This is a genomic window from Aeromonas sp. ASNIH1, from assembly GCF_002934285.1.
Classification (GTDB): Bacteria; Pseudomonadota; Gammaproteobacteria; order Enterobacterales; family Aeromonadaceae; genus Aeromonas; species Aeromonas caviae.
Genome location: NZ_CP026228.1, coordinates 1,442,501 through 1,466,674 on the forward strand (window position 1 = coordinate 1,442,501; position 24,174 = coordinate 1,466,674).

Annotated in this window: 22 protein-coding genes and 1 riboswitch; of the genes, 9 read left to right on the forward strand and 13 right to left on the reverse strand. The window is 62.1% G+C overall.

The annotated features are described in order from the left end of the window. Positions 1-76: 76 nt before the first annotated feature. On the reverse strand, positions 77-1,942 hold the full coding sequence (locus tag C2U37_RS07035; protein WP_104452060.1) for a TonB-dependent receptor domain-containing protein: 1,866 nt from the start codon (positions 1,940-1,942) through the stop codon (positions 77-79). Between the two features lie 52 nt (positions 1,943-1,994). Further along, a riboswitch (cobalamin riboswitch) is annotated at positions 1,995-2,172 on the reverse strand. A gap of 207 nt (positions 2,173-2,379) precedes the next feature. Here C2U37_RS07035 and purE point away from each other — a divergent pair. Together purE and C2U37_RS07045 are read left to right on the forward strand one after the other, a co-directional pair. Then, entirely contained in the window at positions 2,380-2,889 is a 510-nt protein-coding gene (gene purE / locus C2U37_RS07040) for a 5-(carboxyamino)imidazole ribonucleotide mutase (protein ID WP_029313402.1), read from the forward strand. Continuing rightward, positions 2,886-4,010: a 5-(carboxyamino)imidazole ribonucleotide synthase gene (locus tag C2U37_RS07045; RefSeq protein ID WP_103859126.1), complete on the forward strand. Its 1,125-nt coding sequence runs from the start codon at positions 2,886-2,888 to the stop codon at positions 4,008-4,010. Before purE ends, C2U37_RS07045 begins: the two co-directional genes overlap by 4 nt. Before the next feature lie 72 nt (positions 4,011-4,082). Here C2U37_RS07045 and C2U37_RS07050 read toward each other — a convergent pair whose 3' ends face one another. The 3 genes from C2U37_RS07050 to C2U37_RS07060 all read right to left on the reverse strand — a co-directional run bounded on the left by C2U37_RS07050 (position 4,083) and on the right by C2U37_RS07060 (position 7,864). Beyond that, entirely contained in the window at positions 4,083-5,276 is a 1,194-nt protein-coding gene (locus C2U37_RS07050; RefSeq protein WP_181023129.1) for an L-lactate MFS transporter, read from the reverse strand. Positions 5,277-5,385: 109 nt separating this feature from the next. Then, positions 5,386-6,114: a LytR/AlgR family response regulator transcription factor gene (locus C2U37_RS07055; RefSeq protein WP_039040685.1), complete on the reverse strand. Its 729-nt coding sequence runs from the start codon at positions 6,112-6,114 to the stop codon at positions 5,386-5,388. 76 nt (positions 6,115-6,190) lie between these two features. After that, complete coding sequence (locus C2U37_RS07060) at positions 6,191-7,864, reverse strand: sensor histidine kinase (protein ID WP_199770516.1); 1,674 nt, start codon at positions 7,862-7,864, stop codon at positions 6,191-6,193. Positions 7,865-8,025: 161 nt separating this feature from the next. Here C2U37_RS07060 and C2U37_RS07065 point away from each other — a divergent pair, with 161 nt between their 5' ends. Beyond that, entirely contained in the window at positions 8,026-8,466 is a 441-nt protein-coding gene (locus C2U37_RS07065; protein ID WP_041212096.1) for a hypothetical protein, read from the forward strand. Between the two features lie 31 nt (positions 8,467-8,497). Here C2U37_RS07065 and C2U37_RS07070 read toward each other — a convergent pair whose 3' ends face one another. From C2U37_RS07070 to C2U37_RS07080, 4 genes are all read right to left on the reverse strand, one after another. Further along, positions 8,498-10,066, reverse strand: coding sequence for an ATP-binding protein (locus tag C2U37_RS07070; protein ID WP_233768459.1), 1,569 nt, complete (start codon positions 10,064-10,066; stop codon positions 8,498-8,500). Next, complete coding sequence (locus C2U37_RS25020) at positions 9,952-11,190, reverse strand: transporter substrate-binding domain-containing protein (RefSeq protein WP_233768460.1); 1,239 nt, start codon at positions 11,188-11,190, stop codon at positions 9,952-9,954. Before C2U37_RS25020 ends, C2U37_RS07070 begins: the two co-directional genes overlap by 115 nt. A 50-nt stretch (positions 11,191-11,240) precedes the next feature. Further along, positions 11,241-11,486 (reverse strand): hypothetical protein, encoded by a 246-nt coding sequence (locus tag C2U37_RS24580; RefSeq protein ID WP_139739353.1) that lies wholly within the window; start codon positions 11,484-11,486, stop codon positions 11,241-11,243. A gap of 98 nt (positions 11,487-11,584) precedes the next feature. Beyond that, on the reverse strand, positions 11,585-12,565 hold the full coding sequence (locus C2U37_RS07080; RefSeq protein WP_026141915.1) for an IS5-like element IS5 family transposase: 981 nt from the start codon (positions 12,563-12,565) through the stop codon (positions 11,585-11,587). A gap of 34 nt (positions 12,566-12,599) precedes the next feature. Here C2U37_RS07080 and C2U37_RS07090 point away from each other — a divergent pair, with 34 nt between their 5' ends. Then, a complete protein-coding gene (locus C2U37_RS07090; protein ID WP_233768461.1) occupies positions 12,600-12,965 on the forward strand; it encodes a hypothetical protein in 366 nt (121 codons plus the stop codon). 14 nt (positions 12,966-12,979) lie between these two features. After that, positions 12,980-13,654: a fimbria/pilus periplasmic chaperone gene (locus C2U37_RS07095; protein ID WP_223931213.1), complete on the forward strand. Its 675-nt coding sequence runs from the start codon at positions 12,980-12,982 to the stop codon at positions 13,652-13,654. 34 nt (positions 13,655-13,688) lie between these two features. Here the strand turns inward: C2U37_RS07095 and leuE are convergent, their stop codons facing one another. Then, on the reverse strand, positions 13,689-14,327 hold the full coding sequence (gene leuE / locus C2U37_RS07100; RefSeq protein WP_010672336.1) for a leucine efflux protein LeuE: 639 nt from the start codon (positions 14,325-14,327) through the stop codon (positions 13,689-13,691). A gap of 211 nt (positions 14,328-14,538) precedes the next feature. On the opposite strand from leuE, the gene C2U37_RS07105 reads away from it, so the two are divergent. Beyond that, positions 14,539-15,759, forward strand: a complete 1,221-nt coding sequence (locus C2U37_RS07105) for an MFS transporter (protein WP_103858756.1) — start codon at positions 14,539-14,541, stop codon at positions 15,757-15,759. Between the two features lie 218 nt (positions 15,760-15,977). Here C2U37_RS07105 and C2U37_RS07110 read toward each other — a convergent pair whose 3' ends face one another. Beyond that, entirely contained in the window at positions 15,978-17,162 is a 1,185-nt protein-coding gene (locus tag C2U37_RS07110) for an NAD(P)/FAD-dependent oxidoreductase (protein WP_053287975.1), read from the reverse strand. Between the two features lie 162 nt (positions 17,163-17,324). Further along, positions 17,325-17,849, reverse strand: a complete 525-nt coding sequence (gene ftnA / locus C2U37_RS07115; RefSeq protein WP_010672333.1) for a non-heme ferritin — start codon at positions 17,847-17,849, stop codon at positions 17,325-17,327. Positions 17,850-18,058: 209 nt separating this feature from the next. Here ftnA and C2U37_RS07120 point away from each other — a divergent pair, with 209 nt between their 5' ends. Further along, entirely contained in the window at positions 18,059-19,843 is a 1,785-nt protein-coding gene (locus C2U37_RS07120; RefSeq protein WP_104452061.1) for a GGDEF domain-containing protein, read from the forward strand. Positions 19,844-19,860: 17 nt separating this feature from the next. Here the strand turns inward: C2U37_RS07120 and fabV are convergent, their stop codons facing one another. Further along, positions 19,861-21,048 (reverse strand): enoyl-ACP reductase FabV, encoded by a 1,188-nt coding sequence (fabV, locus tag C2U37_RS07125; protein WP_039040675.1) that lies wholly within the window; start codon positions 21,046-21,048, stop codon positions 19,861-19,863. Positions 21,049-21,500: 452 nt separating this feature from the next. On the opposite strand from fabV, the gene C2U37_RS07135 reads away from it, so the two are divergent. After that, on the forward strand, positions 21,501-21,935 hold the full coding sequence (locus C2U37_RS07135) for a universal stress protein (protein WP_010672329.1): 435 nt from the start codon (positions 21,501-21,503) through the stop codon (positions 21,933-21,935). A gap of 191 nt (positions 21,936-22,126) precedes the next feature. Further along, on the forward strand, positions 22,127-23,140 hold the full coding sequence (trpS, locus tag C2U37_RS07140) for a tryptophan--tRNA ligase (protein ID WP_103858753.1): 1,014 nt from the start codon (positions 22,127-22,129) through the stop codon (positions 23,138-23,140). Here trpS and C2U37_RS07145 read toward each other — a convergent pair. Then, a complete protein-coding gene (locus tag C2U37_RS07145; protein WP_104452063.1) occupies positions 23,119-24,093 on the reverse strand; it encodes a LysR family transcriptional regulator in 975 nt (324 codons plus the stop codon). The genes trpS and C2U37_RS07145 overlap by 22 nt on opposite strands. Positions 24,094-24,174 lie beyond the last annotated feature (81 nt).

Genomic DNA, 24,174 nt, shown 5'->3' on the forward strand with positions numbered 1-24,174 from the left:
ATACTCCCGCCCGGCGCCAATAGAAAAGGCCCTGCCAATGGCAGGGCCCCTGATTTTTCAGATCCAGACAAGGGGATCAGAGTGCGTAGTCCACCGTCACATAGTAGGCACGCTCGTCAGCCGGGTAACCCACCGAGGTCTGGTACTCCTTGTCCAGCAGGTTGCTGATCTTGCCGGAGACCTTCCAGGACGGTGCAACCTGATAGCCCACCGCCAGGTTCCAAACGCTGTAACCGCCCAGCTGGGTGGTATTGGCCGCGTCACCATAACGCTCACCCTGGTAGATCCAGCTCAGGGAGCCATCGAACTGCTGCCACTGCGCCTGGCTCACCCACTTGGCCCCCTTGCGGGAGATCAGCTGCAACTGCTTGTCGGTGACCTTGTCCTTGGGATCCTTGTATTCGGCGGAAACGCGATGGCTCAGCCAGCCGGTCTCGAACTCCCCTTCCAGTTCAACCCCTTCAATCCGCGCCTTGCCGACGTTTTGCGGCGTCCACATGCCCTGGCTGTCCGGTGCCCACTGGATCATCTGCTCGAAGTCGTTGCGATAACCGGTCAAGCGCCACTCCACACCAGCGGTCTGTCCGTCCAGCATCAACTCGTGGCTTTTCGACTCTTCCGGCTTCAGATCAGGATTGCCGGACCCCGGGTAGTAGAGATCGTTGAAGGAGGGGGCACGGAAACCGGTGCCGTAGCGGGCACTGAGGCGATAATCCTCAACGAAGCGCCAGCCAGCGCCGGTTTGCCAGGTGTTGTGACGTCCGAACTGCTCGTTGTCATCGCTGCGACCGCTCAGCTCGGCCTGCCAGACCTGGTTGTCAAACTGGGCCAGGGCATAGAGCCCGGTGTTGTCACGCTCATCGGCGTCACTCGGGAAGGCGACGCCAGAGGAGCGGGAACTATCGTCCAGCATGTCGCGCTGCCAGTCGGCGCCGCCCCCCAGGGTCCAGCTCTCGTCCAGTTTGACGCTGTTGACCCAGTTCAGGGTGTATTGACGGGTATAGAGTCGATCAGCGGACTGATCGCGGCCGCTGGTATCCGGGTAGTCGTAGGCATCCTGTTTGGAGAAGGCGCCGCGCAGTTCGCTCAGGTAGCGCTCGTCATGATAGCGGGAGCCGAGCTGGTAGCTCTGGTTCTCGGTCCAGGTCTCGTTGCGTTGATGGAACGCCGGGCCCCAGGCGGAAGCGGCAGAGGATCTGTCGTACTGGGCAATGTTGCGGAACCAACGGGTCGTACCGAACAGATCCCAGTTGCTGGCCAGCGCCTGCTGATAATCCACCATGGCGTTGTAGCCCCGGTGGCCATGCTTGTCGCCATCGTTCACCCCGACGATGGGGTGCACGTTGTAGCCGGTCTCGTCATCGAAACCACCAGCGACCTTGATCTGACCCGCATCACCCACCTGGCTGGCGCTGCTGAAGGCGGCCTGACGCTGCTTGTGGGAGCCCGCACCCAAGTTGAACTTGTGTTGATTGGTCCCCTGATCCGGGCGAGTGATGATATTGATGACCCCACCGATGGCATCGGATCCATAAATGGTGGCGTGCGCACCGCGGATATATTCGATCCGCTCCACCTGGTTGAGGGGCAGGTTGTTGAGCTCGGTCATCCCGGCGGTCAGAGAGGCGCTGCGCACCCCGTCCACCAGCACCAGGGTCTGGGAAGAGGTGCCACCACGTACCCGCAGCGAGCTGAGCTGGCCGCGGCCGCCGTTGCTGACCACTTCCACGCCGGGCAGGGTCTTGACCACGTCGGTCACGGTCTGGGCTTGCAGGCGATCGATCTCGTCACGGGTCACCACGTTGACGGGAGCCAGCACACTGGAGGCAGGCTGGGCGACACGGGTAGCGGTCACCACCATGGTGGGATTGACGGGGATGGTCAGTTGTTGGGCAAAGGCCGCCGTTGGCAACAGGGCAGCCGCCAATAATGTCTTGGACATGAGAGATCCTTAAGTTCGCGTAAGCATCTACTTCGTGGCCGGTTTTTCTCGGCCCGAAATACGAACTTTGGCAGGTCTTCGGGCTTGGGGGCTGATGGCCTACGGCGACGGCTTCCCACCTGACGGCAGTGCCCTGATGTCGCTTCGTTCCCCCTTACCGCTGCGCGCCAGCTCCGGATTCTCACCGGATTCCCTTTTAAGCATGATGCGCCAAAGCGGGGGGATTATAGGCAGAGCTGTCTTGGATGTATAGCCATCTGGATTTCTAATGTCGTTTTTACCCAAAGTCGGTGCCAAGTGGCGCAGATCCTCGCCCCCTCTCGTACCTTGAGGCTCGTTGACCGTCATTCGAGCGGGTCAAACACAAGAAATGTTGAGCCAGATCCCACGGCTTTTTGGTAACATGCGGCAAACGTTTGACATCCGAGGAAGCCGTAATGACGACCCCCCCTATGATCGGCCTGGTAATGGGCTCCGACTCTGACTGGCCCGTGATGCAGGCCGCCGCCCGCATCCTCAAGGAGCACGGCGTGCCCTATGAAGCGCGCGTCGTATCCGCCCATCGCACCCCGGATCTCCTGTTTGAATATGCCGCCAGTGCGCGCGATCGTGGTCTGCGCGCCATCATCGCTGGCGCCGGCGGCGCAGCCCACCTGCCGGGCATGCTGGCCGCCAAGACCACGATCCCGGTGCTGGGCGTGCCCATCCCCACCCGCCAGCTCAAGGGGATGGATTCCCTGCTCTCCATCGTGCAGATGCCCAAGGGCGTGCCGGTCGCCACCTTCGCCATCGGCGAGGCGGGTGCCGCCAATGCCGGTCTGTTCGCCGTGTCCCTGCTCTCTGTCGCCCAGGATGGCGACGCTCCCCGTTATCACCAGCAGCTCGACGGCTTCCGCGCCAAGGAGCGCGACCGGGTGCTGGCACTCACCCTGGAGGAGCCAGCATGATACTGCCCCCCGCCACTTTGGGTATGCTCGGTGGCGGCCAGCTCGGCCGCTACTTCGTGATGTCTGCCCACCGTCTCGGCTACAAGGTGATCGTGCTGGACCCGGACCCCATCAGCATCGCCGGTGCAGCCGCCGACGAGCAGATCGTTGCCGCCTATGACGATGCCGATGCCCTGCGCGATCTGGCCAGCCGCTGCGACGCCATCACCTGCGAGTTCGAAAACGTGCCCGCCGCCTCCCTGGCCCTGCTGGAGCAGTACAAGCCGGTGCGCCCGGCCGCGAGCGCAGTACGTGTCTGTCAGGATCGCCGGGAAGAGAAAGCCTTCCTGACCCGCGCCAGCGTACCGGTCGCCCCGAACCTGACCCTGCTGCCCGGCGAGCCGCTGCCCGCCCTGCCCAGCGACCTCTTCCCCGCCATCCTCAAGACCGCCCGCGAAGGCTACGATGGCAAGGGGCAGTGGACTATCCACAATGCGGGCGAATTGCCAGCGGCCCTGGCCGCCAGCGGTGTCCCTTGCGTGCTGGAGAAGCGCCTGCCGCTGGAGGGGGAGTTTGCCCTCACCCTGGCCCGCAGTCCGAGCGGTGCCATCAGTGCCCTGCCCCTGGTGCAGAACTGGCACAGCGGCGGCATCCTGGATCAGACCCGCTCCCCGGCCAATGTGCCCGCCCTGGAGCGCGAGGCCCAGCGCATCGCCGAGCACATCATCGCCGCCCTCGACTATGTGGGTGTGCTGACGGTGGAGTTCTTCCTAGTCGGCGGTGAACTGCTGGTCAACGAGATGGCCCCCCGGCCCCACAATTCGGGTCATCCCAGCATCGACAACGCCGGTTGCAGCCAGTTCGAGTTGCAGGTGCGCGCCCTGTGCGATCTGCCGCTGCCGGCGCAGGCTGAGGTGCAGCCCGCCATCCTGCTCAACCTGCTCGGGGATCTGTGGCAAGACGGCACGCCGGACTGGGCTAGCGCCCTGGCCCTGCCCGGGGTGCACCTTCACCTCTATGGCAAGGGCGAAGCCCGCCCCGGCCGCAAGATGGGCCACGTCACCGTCACTGGCCGCGACTGGCCCGCCGTCGAGGCCACCGCGCACCAGCTGCGCGCCCTGCTGGGTCTGCCTCCGCGCTGAGTCCACCCCTTGACATGCAAAGACCCGGGCCAAGGCCCGGGTCTTTTTTTATGACTTGAGAAGCGAGAGGGGTCAGGCCCTGTCGACAGCCGCAACGGGAGCCGGCAGGCGGATGGTGAGAGAGAGCACCAGGGCCACCACCAGCAACACCAGGATCAGGTTGAAGGTCGCCATGAAGCCGCCGAACAGGGAGGCCACGATGGAGCCGATGATGCTGCCCAGACCAAAGCCCAGATAGATGACGCCGTAGTTCTTGGTCAGGTTGTTGAGGCCGAAGAAGTCGCTCACCAGCGAGGGGTAGACGGTGATGGTACCGCCGAAGCTGAACGCTACACAGGCCACTGCCACGAAGAACAAGTTGGCATTGAGCGGCGCGAACAGCAGCAGCGCCATGCCCGCCAGGGTAATCAACTGGGCGATGGTGATGACCCGGATACGGGACATCTTGTCGGAGAGGATGCCCAGCACCAGCCGGCCGCCCAGGTTGGCCATGGCGATGATGGCGACGGCGTTGGCGGCGACCACGGCCGGCAGGCCCACCATCTTCTCGCCGATGTCCTTGGCCACGCCGATGACGTAGAGACCGCTCATGCAGGCGGTGAGGAACATCAGCGCCAGCATCCAGTATTGGGGCTTGCGCATCGCCTCGGCCAGGGTGAAGTCGCGGCTCTCGCTCTGCTGCACGGCGGCGGCCTGCTTGGGCGCATCCTTCATCAGCATGCCACCCACCAGCACCATGGACATGGCGATCAGCCCCCACAGCTGGAAGGTGGTCTCAAGCCCGTTGCTCGAAAGCAGCAGCAGGTTGATGTACTTGAAGCCCAGGCTGCCGAGACCGTAGGCACCGATGGAGCAGGCGGAGATGAGCCCCTTGCGCTCCGGGAACCACTTCACGCAGTTGGAGAGGGTCATCAGGTAGCCGGTACCGTCGGCAAAACCGACCAGGATGCCGGCACAGAGGTAGAGCATCGCCAGGTTGCTGGCATGAGCGGTGAGGAAGAAGCCGATGCCGAGCAGCACGCCGGCGCCCAGGGTGACGTTGCGCACCCCGAAGCGCTCCTGCAGCTTGCCCGCCAGGGAGGAGGCCACCGCCAGGGAGAGGCTGAGCAGGCCAAAGGCGAAGGCGACCTGGCTCACCGGCTCGTCCAGCTTGTCGGAAAGCTGGGCGTTGAACAGGCTCCAGGTGTACACGGATCCCAGCGCGAACTGGGTGATGATGGTCCCCAACAGGGTGAGGTAGCGGGTGCGATTCAGATCGATGGTCATGATGCGTCTCGAGGAATGGCCTTAAGGAAACTGGGGCCACTATAGGCAAGACGCCACTCCCGCCGACCGATTAAGGCATGAAATGCAGATCGGCGGGAATGAATGACAATCAGAGCCGCATCAGCTGACGGAATGCCTTGATGTTGCTGCGGCTGACCGGCACCTCGAACGGCAGGTCATGGAGCCGGATGAGATAGGTGCTGTTGAACCAGGGCACTATCTCGCGGATCTTGTTGATGTTGACGCAGTAGGAGCGGTGGCAGCGGAAGAACCCCTCGGCAGGCAACCGACTGACGAACTCGCTGAGGGTCATGGTCATCACGTAGCGATCGGTACGGGTGTAGACATGGGTCAGCTTCTCGTCGGCTTCCGCGTAGTAGATCTGCTCGCAGGGGGTGACGATGATGCGCTCCCCCTTCACCAGATTGACGGTGCGGTTCTGTGGCGTCCCGGACTCCGCACCCTGGGGCTGGGACTTGCCCGCCAGTTCGAGCTTCTGCAGCAGATTGATGAGGCGCGGCTCGTTGTAGGGCTTGAGGATGTAGTCGAATGCCTCCAGCTCGAACGCCTCCACCGCAAACTCCTTGTAGGCGGTGACGAAGACGATGTGGGGCGGGTGACTGGACTTGTGCAGGTTCTTGGCCAGCAGCAGGCCGTCGATGGCGGGGATCTGGATATCCAGAAACACCACGTCCACCTCGTGATCCTGCAGATACTTGAACGCCTCCAGCCCGTCCTCGAAGCTCGCCACTATCTCGATGTTGCTGTGCTGCCCCACCAGAAAGGCCAGCTCCTCGCGGGCCAGATACTCATCTTCCACAATGATCGCTTTCAGCATGACATTGCCCCCATAAGGAGCACAGGAGAGGCCAGCTCCTCCCGTATCAAACATTCGTCTTCCACTATGATGGCTTTCAGCATGGCATTGCCTCCTGATCAGGCAGATAGAAACAGACTTCGGTCCCCGGCTCCAGCCGCTTGAGGTGCAGGCCGTCGCCATAGAGCAGCTTTACCCGCTGATGCACGTTCATCAGACCGATGCTGCGGCTCTCCACCCGACCGGCGGCGACCCCGTCGATCACCGCCTGGCTGATGCCGTAGCCTGTGTCGCGCACCGCGACCCGGATGCCGCCCGCCAGCTGCTTCACCTCGATGGTGACCCGACCCGGCGCACTGCGGGGCTGGATGCCGTGCAGGATGGCGTTTTCCACCAACGGCTGCAACAGCAGGCTCGGCACCTGGATATGCACGTCGTCCACCTCGAACACCACCTCCAGCTTGTCGCCGAAGCGGGCCTGCTCGATGGCCACGTAGTCGCGCACCTGCTGCAGCTCCTCCTGGATGTCGATGAGGGTGTCCCCCTTGTTGAGGTTGTAGCGCAGGTAATCCGCCAGATTGGCAATGAGCTGGCGTGCCTGCTGGGGACGGATGCGGATCAGCGACGAGATGGCATTGAGGGCGTTGAACAGGAAGTGGGGGTTGATCTTGCTCTGCAGCGCGGTGAACTCCGCCTTGCGGGTCATCTCCTTGAGCTGCTCGATGCGCGACACCTCCATCTGGGTGGAGATGAGCTGGGAGAGACCCACCGCCATCTCCTTGAGGGAGCTGGTGATGCTGTGGGTGCGGCGATAGTAGATCTTGAGGGTGCCGCTGACGGCGCCGTTTTCCCGCAGCGGAATAATGATGACCGAGTGAAAATCGGAGAGGTGATACTGGCGCAGATCGTTGTTGATGATGATCTGGTCCAGCAGCACCGCTCTGTGGGTCATGTCGCTGATGGCGTGGTGCTCGTCCAGCTCGTAGTAATCCTTGCCCACCCCCACATAGGCCAGCACGTCGCGGGTATCGGTGATGGCCACCGCATCGGCGCTGATCTCGCTGCGAATGATGCCGCACACCTGGCTCAGGGAGTGGCGATCGATGTTCTGGAAAAACGGCAACGTCTTGTTGGCGATGTCGAGCGCCAGCTTGGCCTGCTTGGCGGCAATCAGCTCCTTCTCGTCGTCCAGGTCCTGCACCAGCTTGATGATGAGCCCGATACAGAGCGCCCCGGCGATCATGGGATAGGCAATATGACTGACTATCTCCACACCTACCGCATGGGGCTCGGTCAGTTGCCAGATAAGCAGCATGGTCAGCCCCTCGCAGGCCATCCCCGCCAGGATGCCATAGAGCCAGAGCCGCGACTTGCGACAGCGCAGGTGCAGCCAGGTGGCAAGCAGGCCGGCGATGATGCTGGTGATGAGACAGGGAATGGAGGTGTGGCCATCCATGTCGATGAGATAACGGTGCAGCCCCGAGATGACTCCGGCCGGAATGCCGACCCAGGGGCCGAACAGGATGCCGCCCGAGATGATGGCGATGATCCGCACGTTGATGAGGGCCCCCTCCACCGGAATGCCGGTGTAGGTGCTGAACACCGCGAACAGACAGAAGATGGCCGCCACCAGCACCAGCTCGGCCGGGGTGTGGTCACGCTTCTGGAACAGTCGCTGGAACGGCCGGGTGCGGGTGAGAAGAAAGAGCGTCATCAGCATCAGCGCCGCCCGCTCAAACACCGCCAACAACATCATCTGATTTTCGAGCATGGCTCTCCTCCGTCAATGGCATGGCGCCAGGGGGCGGATCATACCCCTTATCTGCCGCCGACTCATGGGCGAATCCGGGGAGAGCGGTTCAGCTTTCGGGGAAAACGCCGATAAGAGGAGGCCCTCGCCAAGGAGGGCCCAGTCCGACAAAGGAGATAACTATGTTTCAAAAAAGCATGGTGCTGGCAGTGATGATCGGTTGCAGCAGTGCCGCCGTTCACGCCAATACGCAGGTGAGCCAGCTGAACTGGCAGACCACCGCCAGCAAAGAGACCAACATGGAAGTAGCGCTTACCCACCCAGGCCTCCAGGCCATCAATTCGGATCCGGCACAGGCTCCCGTCCAGATCCTGGCAGCAGACCTGAGCCACCCGGATTTCAACACCACCTATCGTTTGCAAGCCCGCGCACTCTACGGCTCCCTGCCACAGCAGGATGATCTCCGGATCACGCTGGCGCTCAACGGACAACCCCTCGAAGCAAGCCGCGCCCTCCCCCTGGCGCAGGCGACCCGCTATTACCTCAGCTATCAGGCCCCGTCAGCCAGACCGGATCAGGTGGGCGACGCCGCCTATGAGTTGATGGTGTACTGGCTGGGCTGACCACAGGAGCCGAAGGCATGTTCCCATGCCTTCATTCCTCCCCGTCCATCACCTGTAGTTGGGTCGCTGCCAGCCGAACGACCTCGTACTCTTGCTGCAAACGGGCCAGCGCCTCGGGCAGCCTGGCCTGATCGAGCTCCCAGGATTCTATTTCGCTGCAGGTCGCCACCAGTTTCAGAGTGCCCATTATTCTGGCTCCCCCTTTCAGGCGATGTATGCGGTCGATGAACTGGCCAACATGCCCCTCCTCCGCGGCCCGTTGCAATCCCGCGATATCGTCGTCACTGGCCCGCACGAACTCCGCCAGCAGAGGCACCATCAGGGTCGACTGGTGTGCAGTCAGCGGCCCCAGATACCGCCGGATCTCCTCCATGCAGGCGGCCATGTCACTCTGCTCTTCCCGCTGCATGTGCCGACGCAGGCAGTGATCGAGCGCCTCCAGTCCGACGGGCTTGAACAGACAGTCATCCATCCCTGCCGCCTGCCCTTCATTGATCTGCTCCTGCCGCGCATCGGCCGTCAGCCCGAGGATCATGGTGCGTCGCCAGCCGTGCAGCCGCTCCAGCTCACGGCACTGACGAGCCAGCTCGAATCCGTTCATGCCGGGCATGTTGAAGTCGGTCATGACGACATCCACCCTGGCTTCGACCAGCCGCCGCAGCGCCTCTTCTCCCGACTCGACGGCCGTGGCGTCATGACCCAGATAGGCCAGCTGCTGGCTGACCAGCAACCGGTTGGCTGGATGATCATCCACGACCATGATCTTCAGTCGCCGCCCCGGCTCAACCACCGGCTCCTGTGCAGGCGCAGCGGGCATCGCCACGGCATCGGCCACCGGCAGCTTCATCTCGACACTGACCCGGGTTCCCTGCCCGGGCGTACTTTCCAGTTTCAAGGAGCCGCCCATCGTCTCGCACAGGGAGCGGGAGATCATCAGACCCAGGCCTGTACCCGACTGCTGGATTTTCTCGGGTTGGCTGGCCTGGCTGAAGGGCTCGAACAGCCTGGCCTGCTCGGCCTGATCGATGCCGATACCGGTATCCAGAATGGTGAGCTGCACGGTACACCAGCCATCGCTGACCCGGGAAGCCAGCGTCACCGTGACCGATCCGCAATCGGTGTACTTGATGGCGTTGCTGATCAGGTTGGAGACGACCTGCTTGTAACAAAGACCATCGATCTGCACCCAGGACGGATCGCCCGTGACGAGCTCCAGCCGCAGGTTTTTCTGCCTCGCCAGCGCAGTGAATACGGTGATGACCGACGCTGTCAGGGTCACGATGTCATGGGGCTCGGGGGCCAGTTCAAACCGGCCAGACTCGATCTTGGAAATATCCAGGATGTCGCCGATGAAGCTCAGCAGATCGCTGGCAGAGCCATGGACAATGGCGAGGGAGGCCTGATCCTCCTCATGCAGCCGACCCCGCTTGAGCGCCAGTTCCAGCAAGCCGATGATGGCATTCATGGGGGTACGGATCTCGTGGCTCATGGTCGCGAGGAAGGTGCTCTTGGCACGGTTTGCCTCCTGGGCCTCCTGGCTGGCCACCGCCAGCTCATCGAGCAGGCGTACCCGTTCGCTGACGTCAATCCAGCCTCCCACCCCCCCTGCACATTGCCGTCCAGATCGTAGTAAGGCTGAACCCAGTGATAGACGTCGACCCCGCCCGTCGGCAGGAGCAGACGGTGATCCCCCTCCTGGGCGAGGCGGCTGTCACAGGAAAGCACCAGATCCCCGTGCAGGGGAGCAAGAAAGGGCCAGCGCGTGCGCGCGTCGTCCAGGCCCGTGCCGAGCAGACCGACCTTGGGCTCGCCAAGGAAGCTGGCATAGCTGCTGTTGCACAGTACCAGGATCCCGTTCAAATCCCGCGCATAGATGGGGTGAGGTGTCCCGTCCACCAGATCGGCGATGAACTTGAGCTGGGTGCTCAACGCCCCCTCCACCAGCCGCCGCTCGCGGATCTGCTTGCGCAGGGACAGGCCCCACAGGCCAACCCAGATGGTCAGCAGCAAGATCAAGGCGATAAAGACCCCGAACTCCTGAATCAACTCCTGCCAGGAGACACTCTCCTGTTTGACATTGACCCGCCAGCGGTTGGAGAGCCCTTCCAGCTCATCCGGCGGAATGATGGCAATCACCTTGTCCAGAATGTCCCTCAGTACGGGATGCGCGGGGGTGACCGCAAACGCGGCACCGATGGGGATGGAATCGAACAGCTCTCCCGTGATGAGCAGGCTATCGGGGAATTTGCTGTTCACGTAGTACTTGGCCACCCGCAGCGGCAGTATGGTCACATCACACACTTCCGTCGCCACACAACGCATGGCGTCTTCAATCGTATCGAACTGCCGCGACGTCAGCTTGCCGTATTCCGCCTCGATGGCCTGGGTCGAGATAAAGCCTCTGACCATGGCCACGGTGCCGGTCTTGAGCAGCGATGCAGGGGGGACCTCCCGGTGGCGCAGCCCCACCACATAGGAGAGGGGATCGAGGACAAAGGCCCGGCTGAACAGATAGCGGTTCCTGCGCTCGGCAGAGGGGCTCAACACCCCCGCATCCACCTGGCCACTATCCAGCAACTGGGTCATCTGCTCCGGCGTCTTGGCAGGCACCACCTCGAGCTCCACTCCCAGCTTGGCTCGCATGACCTGCAGCAGATCGGCGACCACGCCGTGCATGGTACCGGTGACGTCATAGAAACTGAGGGGCGGGATGCCGCTGTTCACCGCAATCCGGATCTTCTCCCGTTTGCTCAGCCATTCCCATTGCTCGCGGCTCAGGTCGATTCTGCTGGCACCGATGGAGAGGCCCCCCCATTCCAGCGCTTGGCCACTTCCGCCCGCTTGCCCTCGAGGATCTCCCCCAGCGCGATATCCATGATCCTCTTGAGTCGCCGCTCCTTGGGATTGAGGGCAAAGGCAAAACCGGCGGTATCGATATAGAGCGGCTTCAATAATTGAATGCTGCTCTGATAGGGAAGGTGCGAATAAGCGGGGAAATTCTTCTCGGCTGACTCAGTCATTTCATTTTTTCAGTTTGAGCCGATCTTTTCTCCCGTAAATGCCTTGAATCAGCCTATTTAGACCGTTTCTTCGCCATTTAAGGCGTTATTCCCAGTTTTTAGTGAGATCTCTCCCACTGACGTATCATTTGGTCCGCCCGAAACAGGTTGGCCAGCGTGAATAACATCGCCAGTTGGTTATCGTTTTTCAGCAACCCCTTGTATCTGGCTTTCACGAAGCCGAACTGTCGCTTGATGATGCGAAACGGGTGCTCCACCTTGGCCCGGATGCTGGCTTTCATGTATTCGATGTTGATGGCCGTTTTGTTCTTGCGTGGATGCTGTTTCAAGGTTCTTACCTTGCCGGGGCGCTCGGCGATCAGCCAGTCCACATCCACCTCGGCCAGCTCCTCGCGCTGTGGCGCCCCTTGGTAGCCGGCATCGGCTGAGACAAATTGCTCCTCTCCATGCAGCAGATTACCCAGCTGATTGAGGTCATGCTCGTTGGCCGCGGTGGTGACTAGGCTGTGGGTCAGGCCACTCTTGGCATCGACACCAATGTGGGCCTTCATGCCAAAGTGCCACTGATTGCCTTTCTTGGTCTGATGCATCTGCGGATCGCGTTGCTGCTCTTTGTTCTTGGTCGAGCTGGGTGCCTCAATGATGGTGGCATCGACCAAGGTGCCTTGAGTCATCATGACGCCTGCTTCGGCCAGCCAGCGATTGATGGTCTTGAACAATTGGCGGGCCAGTTGATGCTGCTCCAGCAGGTGGCGGAAATTCATGATGGTGGTGCGGTCCGGCAAGGCGCTATCCAGGGATAACCGGGCAAACAGACGCATGGAGGCGATTTCGTACAGAGCATCTTCCATCGCGCCATCGCTCAGGTTGTACCAATGCTGCATGCAGTGAATGCGTAGCATGGTTTCCAGCGGATAAGGTCGCCGGCCATTACCAGCCTTGGGATAAAACGGCTCGATGACTTCCACCATGTTTTGCCATGGCAGAATCTGCTCCATGCGGGACAAGAAAATCTCTTTTCTGGTCTGACGGCGCTTACTGCTGAATTCACTGTCGGCGAAGGTGAGCTGATGACTCATGATGAACCCTTTTTCATGGCTCCAGATGACAAACATGATCTCATATCAGGGACTTGTTCGCACCTTCCCTTTCTATCCGGCAGGCTCCTTCGCACCTGAACAGGCCGTCCCCATCCCTACCAGGCTGGTATTCGATTCGGTGGTTCATGGCGCGGGTTCACGGCACGCCATTCGCTGCGATCGCACACCGGTGGATATTCGCACCCTCGGAATACAGGACAATCAACCACCGCAGGAGTGGAATGATCCCGTCAACGGCCAGGGCATCACCCGGTTTTACAAACTGGCGCTGGAATTCGACCTGACCGATCCCATGGTGCAGCGCACCATGGGCGACGAGATGTGGGAAGGCGAGGTGGAACAAAGCGGCACCATCACCATCAAGGGGACCTGGCGCTGACCATGGAGTACAACATGCATCGTCTACTTTGGCCCTTGCTGGGCGGCTTGCTGGCCTCACAGGCCGCCGCCCTCGACATCGGCGCCATGACTCTTGCCATGGCGCCAGAGCAGGAGTTCATTACCAGAACCCTGACCAACAACAGTGCTTCACCCAAGCTGTACGACATACAGATGGAAAAAATCAGCGATCCCACGGCCAGAGGCAGAACACTGCCCACCGTCCCCGGTGAGCTGCTGTTTGCCCCCAGGCGCTTCACCCTGCACGCCAGACATGCCCAGAACGTCAAGTTCTACTACAAGGGGCCCGCCGATGACCATGAGCGTTACTACCGCATCACCTTCACCGAGTCACCGGCAGCCCAGGTGGATGAAGGCAGCCAGACGCAGCACCGGGGAACCGTCGAGGTGAAGCTGGCCCTGCAGTCCATCCTGGTGGTGCGTCCGCGTCAGTCACGTTTTGCATACCAGCTGGACCCGGCACAGAGCACCATCACCAATACCGGCAACACCTATTTCGAGTTCATGGTGAAACGGGGCTGCCAGCAGGCGGACAGCGAGGCGGACAGCAAGTACCTGCTGCCCGGGGAGACCTACCACAATCCCGGGATCAATCAGCCGGGCAACCAGAAGCTCATCGTCTACCAGTCCCGCTTCATCCCCGTGGGCAAGGATTGCTGGCCAGACTAGGTGCCCGACACCGGACGGTCAGCAATCCCCAGGGTCAGGAGGAGAGCGTCGCCAGCCTGGCCGCAAACCCCATGAAGAAGAGGCCGATAAGGCCGTTGCCGAGACGGGCCGCCGTCTGGCGCTGACGGAAAAAGCGGGCCATCAGGGTACCGCCGAAGATCAGCAGGGTCAGGTAGACGAAGCTCATCGCTTCCAGCATGCCAGCCAGCACCAGGTAGGATATCCAGGTGTGGGCATAGCTGAAGTCGATGAACTGCACGAAGAAAGAGACGTAGAACAGAATCGCCTTGGGATTGGTGAGGCTCAGGGTGAGGGCCTTGGTAAAATAGCGCTCACCGGGATCCATCTCGGACGCCGGTCCCGCCTTTTTGGCGATGAAGTTCGCGTGCAGGATCTTCACCCCCAGATAAAGCAGGTAGATGGCGCCCAGATAGCGCACCAGGGTAAACAGTAATGGGGTGGTGCGAATGAGGGACGCGATCCCCAGATAGGCGCAGAAAATGAGGATGGCATCGCCGACGAAGACGCCGAGGGCGGCGCGATAACCCGGGCCTATGCCGCGCACGGCACCGGTTCGCAGCACGTAGAGGGAGTTCGGGCCCGGGGCGATGATGATGAAGAAGAGACCGACCAGATAGGTCCAGACGTTGATGACACCCAGGCTTTCGAACATGTTCCCTCCATGGCGGGTGATGGGCCGGATAACGGCGGCAGGCCTTCTATACTAATCCGCCCCGCGCCAAGCACAAGATCTGACCAGCCATCCACACGCCGTCAGCATGAACGGCCTGCGCGCCACGCGAACGCAATCCGGGCGTTCGCCCACTTTGGTTATGTCCAGATACGCCGGGATAGGGCATGGTAGAGGGAGTGATACCCCAGCCATGGACAAAACCTTGAGTACCGACACCCCGATCACCGCCCCGCCCGCGGTGGACAACTCGACTACCACCGCTTATCCGGTGATCGCCGCCATCAGCTTCTCGCACCTGTTGAACGACATGATGCAGTCGGTACTGCTGGCCATCTATCCCCTCCTGAAGCTGGGGCTCGATCTGTCGTTCACCCAGATAGGTCTCATCACCCTCACCTACCAGTTCACGGCCTCGCTGCTGCAACCCCTGATCGGCCTCTATACCGACCGCAGACCCATGCCCTACTCCCTGCCTCTGGGCATGGGCTTCACGCTGGTGGGGCTGCTCTACCTGTCGCAGGCAGGCAGCTTTGGCGCCGTGCTGTTGTCGGCCATGCTGATCGGCATGGGCTCCTCCGTCTTCCACCCGGAATCCTCCCGGGTCGCCCGCATGGCGGCCGGCAACCAGCCCGGTCTGGCCCAGTCTCTGTTCCAGATCGGCGGCAATCTGGGATCGGCCATCGGCCCCCTGCTCGCGGCGCTCATCATAGTGCCGAAGGGACAGGGTAGTGCGGCCTGGTTCTCGTTGTTCGCACTCATCGGGGTCATCGTGCTCAGCTTCGTCGGCCGCTGGTCCAGCCACCATGCCGCCAGCTTCCATCGGCGGATGAGGGCCCATGCCGGCACCGGCCTGAGCCGCCGCCAGATTGGCTGGTCACTGGCTATCCTCGGTCTGCTGATGTTCTCCAAGTTCTTCTACATGGCCAGCCTGAGCAGCTATTACACCTTCTACCTGATGGACAAGTTCCACCTGTCGCTGGAGAGCGCCCAGCTCTATCTGTTCGCCTTCCTGTTTGCCGTCGCGGCAGGGACAGTGCTCGGCGGGCCGCTCGGCGATCGCATCGGTCGCAAGCGGGTGATCTGGATCTCCATCCTCGGCGTCGCTCCCTTCACCCTGCTGCTGCCCCACGTCGACCTGTTCTGGACCTCGGTGCTGTCGATCGTCATCGGCCTCATCCTGGCGTCGGCCTTCTCCGCCATCCTGGTCTACGCCCAGGATCTGGTACCCGGCAAGGTCGGCACCATTTCAGGCCTCTTCTTCGGCTTCGCCTTCGGCATGGGAGGGATAGGGGCCGCCCTGCTGGGCAAATTGGCCGATGCCACCAGCATCGAAACCGTCTATCAGGTCTGCGCCTATCTGCCCCTTATTGGCCTGCTGACCGCCTTCCTGCCCAATATCAGGAGAGGCTAGAGGCCAACCAGCGACCGACCATAAAAAACGCGGCCTGAGCAGGCCGCGTCTGGTTCCATCACTCGGGCCGCCTGACACGGCCCGATCCGCTCGGACTCATCCGCTGAGCCTCTTTGTCAGCAGTACGGCCTCTCCCCCAGCCCGACGACCGGGCCCACTGGAAGTTGTCACCCGAGAGGCCGCTGACGGGACTATTCACAGCAAGGATGCGGCATCCCTCAGCAGTACTGGCCTGCCACCCAGCCCGACGACCAGGCCCACTGGAAGTTGTAACCACCGAGCCAGCCGGTCACATCGACCACTTCGCCGATGAAGTAGAGGCCGGGCACGGTGCGCGCCTCCATGGTCTTGGAGGAGAGCTCGTTGGTATCCACTCCCCCCAGGGTCACTTCGGCGGTGCGATACCCTTCGGTGCCGTTGGGCAGGATCTGCCAATCCCCCAGCAGGGTGGCCACCGCCTCCAGCTCCCGTTCGTTGTACTGGCGCATCGGCTTGCTCACCAGCCATCCCAGCTCCACCAGCTTGTCGACGAAGCGCTTGGGCAGCTCGCGCCCCAGCACGGTTTTCAGCTCCTGGGCAGGATGGGCCTGGGCCCAGGTCTTGAGGGTCTCTGGAATGTCGAGATCCGGCAGCAGGTTGATGTGAATCTTCTCCCCCGCCAGCCAAAAAGAGGAGATCTGCAGGATGGCGGGGCCGGAGAGGCCGCGATGGGTGAACAGCATGGCCTCCTTGAAGCGGGTGCCGTCCTCGGCGGTCACCGCCACCGGCAGGCTGACCCCCGCCAGATCGGCGAAGGCCTCCTTGTCGGCCTGATGCAGGGTAAAGGGCACCAGCCCGGCGCGAGTCGGCAGCACGGTGAGGCCGAACTGCTCCGCCAGCTTGAAGCCGTAAGGGGTAGCACCGAGTTTCGGCATGGAGAGGCCGCCGGTGGCGACCACCAGCGACGAGCAGGCGATCTCCCCCTTGCTGGTGTCGAGCACGAAGCCTTCATCTGTCTTGCTGACGGTGAGGATCTCGGTCTGGAACTGCAGGGTCACGCCAGCCCAGTCGCACTCGGTCAGCAGGATGTCGACGATATCCTTGGCGCTGTCGTCGCAGAAGAGCTGGCCCAGCGTCTTCTCGTGGTAGTTCAGGCCATGCCTGTCCACCAGATCGATGAAATCCTGCTGGGTATAGCGCGCCAGCGCCGATTTGCAGAAGTGGGGGTTGGCCGAAAGGAAGGCATGGGGACCCGCCTGATGATTGGTGAAGTTGCAGCGACCGCCGCCGCTGATGAGGATCTTGCGGCCCGGCTTCTTGGCGTTGTCGAGCACCAGCACGGAGCGACCCCGGTAGCCAGCCTGGGCCGCACACATCAATCCGGCCGCCCCGGCACCGATCACCACCACATCCACCTGTTTCATCGTCACTCACCCATCAAAAGAAAAACGGCCCCTTTACCTTAAAGGACCGTCATTGTACCCGGCAGACACCAGCACAGCGGTACAAGGACACCTGCAAATAGAAAACGGCCCCTTTACAAGGGGCCGTCATTGTACTGACTGAACACTAAGTGTCCACGACTATCAGGCGTTGCCGTCCATGATGCTGGCCGGGGCGCCCTTGGCCAGCTCGGCCAGCTCCTTGTCGATGAAATAGAGGCCCTTGCCATCCTCGCCCACCAGGCTCAGACGGTCGACGATGCTCTTGAACAGCTTCTCCTCTTCGTGCTGCTCGGCCACGTACCACTGCAGGAAGTTGAAGGTGGAGTAATCCTGGGTGGTGAAGGCGACGTGGGCCAGACCGTTGATGCACTTGGTGATGTGATACTCGTGCTCCAGGGTGGTGCGGAAGATGTCACCCAGGGACTTGAATTCGTGGGGAGGCGCTTCGATGGCCCCCAGCACCGGCATGGCGCCGGTCTCGCTCACGTAGGTGAACAGGCGCTCCATGTGCTGGCGCTCCTCGACCGCATGCTGGCGCAGGAAGGTGGCGGCCCCCTCGAAGCCCTTGTCCTCGCACCAGGCGCTCATCTGCAGGTAGAGGTTGGAGGAATAGAATTCAAGATTAATCTGCTCGTTCAACTTCTCGATCATGGCTTTGGCCAACATGATGATTCTCCACTGTGATTTGCCCACGATTGTCGCCACTGTTGCATCCTGACGCAACCAGAGACAACCGACGCACCCCGCAGTTGCGACGACTTTTCACCTCATCCTCTCCCCCATACGGTTATAGAGAAGCAAAGAAACATGGTGTAGATGACATCAGCCATTATGATGGCGCCATTGGTCGGGGAAAGGATTCAATGAGATTCATAATGGCACTGGCGCTGCTCTGGATGACCCAGTTGCAGGCAGCTCCCTCCTTGCTGAAAGAGGCTGAATTGCAGGCGGCGCGCGATCCCGTCGGCTATCTGCAGCGCCTCGACGCCAGTCCCCAGCAGGATATGGAACTGTTCTACGCCAGGTCCCTGGCCCAGGCAGCCCTTGGCCGCTATCCCCAGGCACAGCGCGACAATGCCCGCGCCCGCGGTCTGGCCAATGCCCAGCAGGAGACCCTTCGCCTGCTCGACTTCCGGTTGCAGCAGATTGCCCTGACCCTGGATGCCGATACGCCGGATCAGGCGCTCGAGCTGCTCACCCAGCTCTGGCCGGCGGTCCGGCATCACCCCAGGCAGGTCTCGGAGTGGCATGCCCTCAACGGGCTCGCCCTCTACCGTACCCAGCAGATGAAAGAGGCGATCCTCGAGCTCAAGACCGCCTATCACCTCAAGCAGAAAGAGCCGGGTTCCGTCCTCTCCACCTTGCAGTGCGGCCGTCTGCTGATGACCCTCGGCAATCTCTATGCGGACCTCAATCTCTACCGTGAGGCCGAGACCTATTATCAGGATGCCCTCGGCCAGATGGTGCAGCTCAACGAACCCAACAGCCAGGCCATCATCCGGGCCAACATGGCCAGGCTCTACATCGACATGGGCCAGCCTGCCAGAGCCAGCCAGTTGCTCGATACCCTGCTGGCCACGCCGAGCCTGTCACCCCACTATCGTGCCATCGTCCTCGGCTACCAGGCCATGGTGTTCAACGCACGGGCGGACTGGCACTCAGCCTGGCGCAGCCTGGAGGAGGCACAAGCCATCTATGACAGGCTGGATAGCCCGCAGGCGGCCTCCCGTCTGACCGAGATCAGGGCAAGAACCCTGCTGGGTCGTGGCGAGAAGCAGCTGGCCCTGCAACTGCTGATGGAGCACACCGCCCCTCTCTCCATGGATGGTCGGGCGATGCAGGCCAGGTTACTGGCCGATCTGGGCCGCTACCCCGAGGCCTACGGGGCCATGACCCGCTACATGCAGTACTACAAGCAGCACTTCAACCAGACCCTGAGCCAGCACGCGGCCGCCTTCCAGGTCGAGATGGATCTGGCTCGCAGCGAGGCCAGCAATCGCGCGCTGCAGCAGGAGAACGAGAACAAGCGCCAGCAACTGCTCTACCAGCAGAGTGCCCGCTACTACCAATTGCTGCTGCTGGTGCTGCTGGCCGTCGCCCTGATCCTGCTCGGGCTCACCACCCGCAGGCTCCACCGCAGCTCGCGCCACCTCTACAAGCTAGCCACCTTCGATCAGCTGACCGGGCTGCCCAACCGACGCGCCCTGCTGGAGAGACTGGGTCAACAGTGGCTGCACGAAACGCCCCTGACCCTGCTCATCATCGACATCGATCACTTCAAGCAGATCAACGACAAGCATGGTCACCAGGCGGGGGATCAGGCTATCCGGCAGTTGGCCAGGGAGCTCAAGAACTGGGCACCGGACCAGCAATTGATCGGGCGCTGGGGCGGGGAAGAATTTCTGGTGGCCATGACCCAGGACGGGGCCACCTGCTGGCGGCTGGCGGAGCAGCTGAGAAGCCGGATCGCCTACCTGGCCGCCCCCCACATGACCATCAGCATCGGAGTGGCGGAACGCTCGACGCAGGATGACAGCCTGAGCCAGCTCATCCATCGGGCCGACATGGCCATGTATCAGGCGAAACGCCAGGGGCGCAACCAGACCGTGCTGGCCCAGTCTCCCCACCTTTCCCCTGAACTGGCCTGCAACGTCGCCTGATGCCCCTCGTGCGGGTGTCAGGGCGTCAGCTCAGTGAGTGACGCCACGTTCACCGGCGCACCGTAATCCACCCCCGGCAGCTCGAAGCCGTTGAGCTGCATGAACTCCTGGCGCAACCCGGCAAAATCCCCCAGGGTGCGGAAGTTCTCCGGCGTCACCTTGGGCCAGAGTGCCGAGACGGCGGCCTGCACCGCTGGCTCAAGCTCGTGGTCATCCATCCGGATCAGCCGGTTGCCATCGGCGACGACCCCTCTGGGCCCGTACATCTTGTCGGCAAACAGCCGCTGCATCTGCTCGATGCAGCCCTCGTGGACACCACGCTCCTTCATCACCCCCATCAACAGGCCCAGATAGACAGGCAGCACCGGAATAAACACGCTCGCCTTGGTCACCAGCGCCTTGCAGACCGACACCCAGGCATGACCGCCAATCCCGGCAAGTTGCAGGTTGATGGTCTCGGCGGTGGCGTGCAGGTGCTCCTTGGCATAGCCGATGGTGCCGTCCCGATAGAGGGGATAGGTGGACTCGGGGCCGATATAGGAGTAGGCAACGGTCCGGGCGCCGGGGGCCAGGCAATCCGCCTGCTGCAATGCCTGCATCCAGCGCTGCCAGTCCTCGCCCCCCATCACGGTGACGGTGTCGCGGATCTCCTCCGGGGTGGCTGGCACCAGCGACTGCTGCACCAGCGCATCGTGCTCCAGATCCAGCCCCCAGCCTTGCAGCGGCTGGCCTGTGGTCTTGAGCACCGAGCGTACCTGTGTGCCATCCGGCATCACCCTGACTCCGCTCGCCAGCGAATAGACCACCAGATCCACCTGCCCGAGTCGCTGGCGGATGACGTCGATGGCCTGCTGGCGCATGGTGTCGGAGAAGGCATCTCCGATCAGGTTGACGGCGATGCGACCGGCTTGCTCCGCCGCCTGACGAAACCAGATGTTGTTGTACCAGCCAGCACTGCCGAGCCCCTTGTCGGAGGGACCCCGCTCGAACGAGACGCCCAGGGTATCGGCCCCGGCGCCGAAGGTGAGCGCGATCCGGGACGCCAGCCCGAAACCGGACGATGCCCCCAGCACCAGCACCCGTTTCGGCCCGTTGAACGGCCCCGCCGCCCGCACCTGTTCGATCTGTTGCAGCACGGCGGCGCGACAACCCATGGGGTGGCAATTGCGGGCAACACAACCCTGGATCTGGGGATGAATGATCATGAAGGACTCTCCGGTGCATCGGTGGGACATGAGAAACGGCCATGACAGCGTCACCCGGTTGCAGGTGAGGAGCCCTGGTCGTTTTGCCAAGGGAACTGGCTACAGCATAACCAAGGGGGGCACGATTACCTTGATGTCGGACGGGATATGGACTGGAAGAGGGCAGAAAAACAAAAGGGAGCGCGAGGCTCCCCAAAGCGGTATTCAGATGCTTTTTGTTGTTTTGTGTTCATTGCGAAGCACGGGCACATCCTATTTCCCCACCTTCTCGGGGGCAATAGCACGCCTGTGACCGGCGTCAAACTCCTGTTCAAAATATGCACTCCCCGGCCACCTGCACCTCTACGCCTTCCGGTTCGGGGTCAGGCAAATCCTGAAACTGTGGCGACGATGCCGTTTTAGTTTCAGCAGACATTGGTATAGTGGACCCAGGATCAGTGAGGAGAACTCCCATGAATGGAACCTATTACAAACACGTACTGGCCGCGATCGACCTGTCGGAAGACAACCGCAAGGTGATCGAGAAGGCGGTCGACCGGGCCCGCTCCAACGGCGCCAAGCTGTCGGTGATCCATGTGGATGTGGACCTCAAGGATCTCTACACCGAGATGATCGACATCGACATCGACAACGTGCAGGACCAGGTGATCGCCGAAGCGAAGGAGAAGCTGGAAGCCTTCCTCGCCTCGGTGGACTACCCCATCGAGAAGAAATTGGTGATCTGCGGCGATCTGAGCGAGCGGGTCAACCAGGCGGTCAAGGACTACCAGATCGACCTGCTGGTGTGCGGCCATCGCCAGAGCTTCTGGAGCCTGCTCACCTCGAGCGCACGCCAGCTGATGAATACCGTGCCCTGCGACATGCTGGTCGTGCCCTTGCAGAAGTGATCGAACAGGCGTAGTGTGATTTGCCATGAATATGACCTCATTCAATCACAACTACTGGTGGTGCTGCTTCTAAACAGGCGGCACTGCTTTTCTATGTAAAATTTCCCAAAGAAAACACCGTGACCGCCGAGAGGCGGTCATTGTTTTCATCCCTTTGTCGCCTCCCGGCTCACCCCACTGGAGAGAGTGACATGCACAACCCCGTGATCCTGACCGGCGACCGCCCCACCGGCAAACTGCACATCGGCCACTACGTCGGCTCCCTGCGCCAGCGCGTGGCCGCCCAGCACCATTACCGCCAGTTCGTCATGATCGCCGATCTGCAGGCGCTGACCGACAACGGCCACAACCCGGCCAAGGTGACCGACCACGTGCTGGAGGTGATGGCCGACTACCTGGCCGCCGGCCTCGACCCGGCCAAGACCACCTTCTGCCTGCAGAGCGCCCTGCCCGCCCTCGCCGAACTCACGACCTACTACCTCAACCTGGTCAGCGTCGCCCGGCTGGAGCGCAACCCCACGGTGAAGGCCGAGATCCAGCAAAAAGGGTTCGAGCGCAGCCTGCCCGCCGGCTTCCTCGTCTATCCGGTCAGCCAGGCCGCCGACATCACCGCCTTTCGTGCCACTCACGTGCCGGTGGGCGAGGATCAGCTGCCCATGCTGGAGCAGACCAACGAGATAGTGCGCCGCTTCAACACCCTGGTTGGCAAAGAGGTGCTGACCGAGTGCCAGCCCATCCTGAGCGACACCGGCCGCCTGCCCGGCATCGACGGCAAGGCCAAGATGTCCAAGTCCCTTGGCAACACCATCGAACTCGGCATGTCGAGCGACGAGATCAAGCAGGCGGTGTTCGCCATGTATACCGACCCCAATCACCTCAAGGTGAGCGATCCGGGTCAGGTGGAGGGCAATACGGTGTTCGCCTATCTGGATGCCTTCCACCCTGACAAGGCCCTGGTGGCCGAGATGAAGGCCCACTACCAGCGCGGCGGTCTGGGGGACATGCGCTGCAAACAGGTACTCAACGACTGCCTGCAGGCCCTGCTTGCCCCGATGCGGGAGCGGCGCGAGGCGGCCATCGCCGACAAACGTCAGCTGCTGCGCCTGTTGCAGCAGGGCACCGAGCAGGCCCGGGCCCTCACCGACGAGGTGCTGGCCGAGGTGAAGGGGGCGATGGGGCTGGACTACTTCTCCGGATTGGCGTGATCTGCCCCCTGCGGCGTGGGATGGCCGAGCGCATCCGCGCCGTAGCGCTCCCTCGCCAGCCGGTGCAACAACCCCTTGAACCAGCCGATCGCCTCGTCATGGGCACTGAGCGGGTGGCCCGCCATCAGGTAGACGATGGGGATGGCGGGTTCCAGCTGGTGCAGGCGCAACGGATAGTGGCGACAGAAGTGGCGCCCGATCATCTCGGGCACCACCACCAGGTAACGGCCGGTCGCCATCAGCGGCGGTACCGCCATAAAGCTCGGCAGCCTGACCCCCAGCTCCCGCTCCACCCCGAAACGGGCCAGCCAGAGATCCACCATGGCCTGGCTGTGGCCCCAGCTGGAGGTGTGGATGTGGGGCCGGCTGACCAGTTCTCCCGGCCCCAGCATGTCGGACAGAGCGCTGCCGAGGGGAGACAAACAGACCAGCGGATTGCTGAACCACTCCTCGCGCCACAACCGGGGCGAGAGGTGGTTGGCACCGGCAAACCCGATCACCAAATCCAGTTCCCCCTTCTCCAGCTCCCGCTCGTAGTCGCTGTCCGCCAGCTCGCACACTTCCAGTCGGCAGTGGGGAGCCTGCTGCACCATCCACTCCACCAGCACCGGCACCAGGCCGTGCTCCACCGAGCCCGGGGTGGCGATGCGAAAGATCCGCCGCGCACTTGCCGGGTCGAATCCCTTGGCCTGACGCAGCCCCTGCTCCAGCATGGCCAGCGCCTGGCGCACCGGGCTCGCCAACGCCTTGGCCCGTTCGGTCGGCATCATCTCGCGCCGACTCATCACGAACAGCGGGTCATCCAGCGCCTGGCGCAAGCGCCCCAGCGCATGGCTGACGGTGGACTGGGAGAGGTGCAGCCGTTCGGCGGCACGGGTGACGTTGCGCTCCTGCATCAGCATGTCGAACACGGTGAGCAGGTTGAGGTCGAGGCGGGAGAGGGGCAGTTCCATCGATATTGGCCATAGTTGAATGACGACAATTCATTTTTGGCATAGTAGCAGATTGCATAGAATGCGCAGGCGAATTACATC

Bases quoted from the DNA above. Each gene is read 5' to 3' on its own strand.
- C2U37_RS07035 (WP_104452060.1), bottom strand. From the start codon at position 1,942: ATGTCCAAGACATTATTGGCGGCTGCCCTGTTGCCAACGGCGGCCTTT.
- purE (WP_029313402.1), top strand. From the start codon at position 2,380: ATGACGACCCCCCCTATGATCGGCCTGGTAATGGGCTCCGACTCTGAC.
- C2U37_RS07045 (WP_103859126.1), top strand. From the start codon at position 2,886: ATGATACTGCCCCCCGCCACTTTGGGTATGCTCGGTGGCGGCCAGCTC.
- C2U37_RS07050 (WP_181023129.1), bottom strand. From the start codon at position 5,276: ATGACCATCGATCTGAATCGCACCCGCTACCTCACCCTGTTGGGGACC.
- C2U37_RS07055 (WP_039040685.1), bottom strand. From the start codon at position 6,114: ATGCTGAAAGCGATCATTGTGGAAGATGAGTATCTGGCCCGCGAGGAG.
- C2U37_RS07060 (WP_199770516.1), bottom strand. From the start codon at position 7,864: ATGCTCGAAAATCAGATGATGTTGTTGGCGGTGTTTGAGCGGGCGGCG.
- C2U37_RS07065 (WP_041212096.1), top strand. From the start codon at position 8,026: ATGTTTCAAAAAAGCATGGTGCTGGCAGTGATGATCGGTTGCAGCAGT.
- C2U37_RS24580 (WP_139739353.1), bottom strand. From the start codon at position 11,486: ATGACTGAGTCAGCCGAGAAGAATTTCCCCGCTTATTCGCACCTTCCC.
- C2U37_RS07080 (WP_026141915.1), bottom strand. From the start codon at position 12,565: ATGAGTCATCAGCTCACCTTCGCCGACAGTGAATTCAGCAGTAAGCGC.
- C2U37_RS07090 (WP_233768461.1), top strand. From the start codon at position 12,600: ATGATCTCATATCAGGGACTTGTTCGCACCTTCCCTTTCTATCCGGCA.
- C2U37_RS07095 (WP_223931213.1), top strand. From the start codon at position 12,980: ATGCATCGTCTACTTTGGCCCTTGCTGGGCGGCTTGCTGGCCTCACAG.
- leuE (WP_010672336.1), bottom strand. From the start codon at position 14,327: ATGTTCGAAAGCCTGGGTGTCATCAACGTCTGGACCTATCTGGTCGGT.
- C2U37_RS07105 (WP_103858756.1), top strand. From the start codon at position 14,539: ATGGACAAAACCTTGAGTACCGACACCCCGATCACCGCCCCGCCCGCG.
- C2U37_RS07110 (WP_053287975.1), bottom strand. From the start codon at position 17,162: ATGAAACAGGTGGATGTGGTGGTGATCGGTGCCGGGGCGGCCGGATTG.
- ftnA (WP_010672333.1), bottom strand. From the start codon at position 17,849: ATGTTGGCCAAAGCCATGATCGAGAAGTTGAACGAGCAGATTAATCTT.
- C2U37_RS07120 (WP_104452061.1), top strand. From the start codon at position 18,059: ATGGCACTGGCGCTGCTCTGGATGACCCAGTTGCAGGCAGCTCCCTCC.
- fabV (WP_039040675.1), bottom strand. From the start codon at position 21,048: ATGATCATTCATCCCCAGATCCAGGGTTGTGTTGCCCGCAATTGCCAC.
- C2U37_RS07135 (WP_010672329.1), top strand. From the start codon at position 21,501: ATGAATGGAACCTATTACAAACACGTACTGGCCGCGATCGACCTGTCG.
- trpS (WP_103858753.1), top strand. From the start codon at position 22,127: ATGCACAACCCCGTGATCCTGACCGGCGACCGCCCCACCGGCAAACTG.
- C2U37_RS07145 (WP_104452063.1), bottom strand. From the start codon at position 24,093: ATGGAACTGCCCCTCTCCCGCCTCGACCTCAACCTGCTCACCGTGTTC.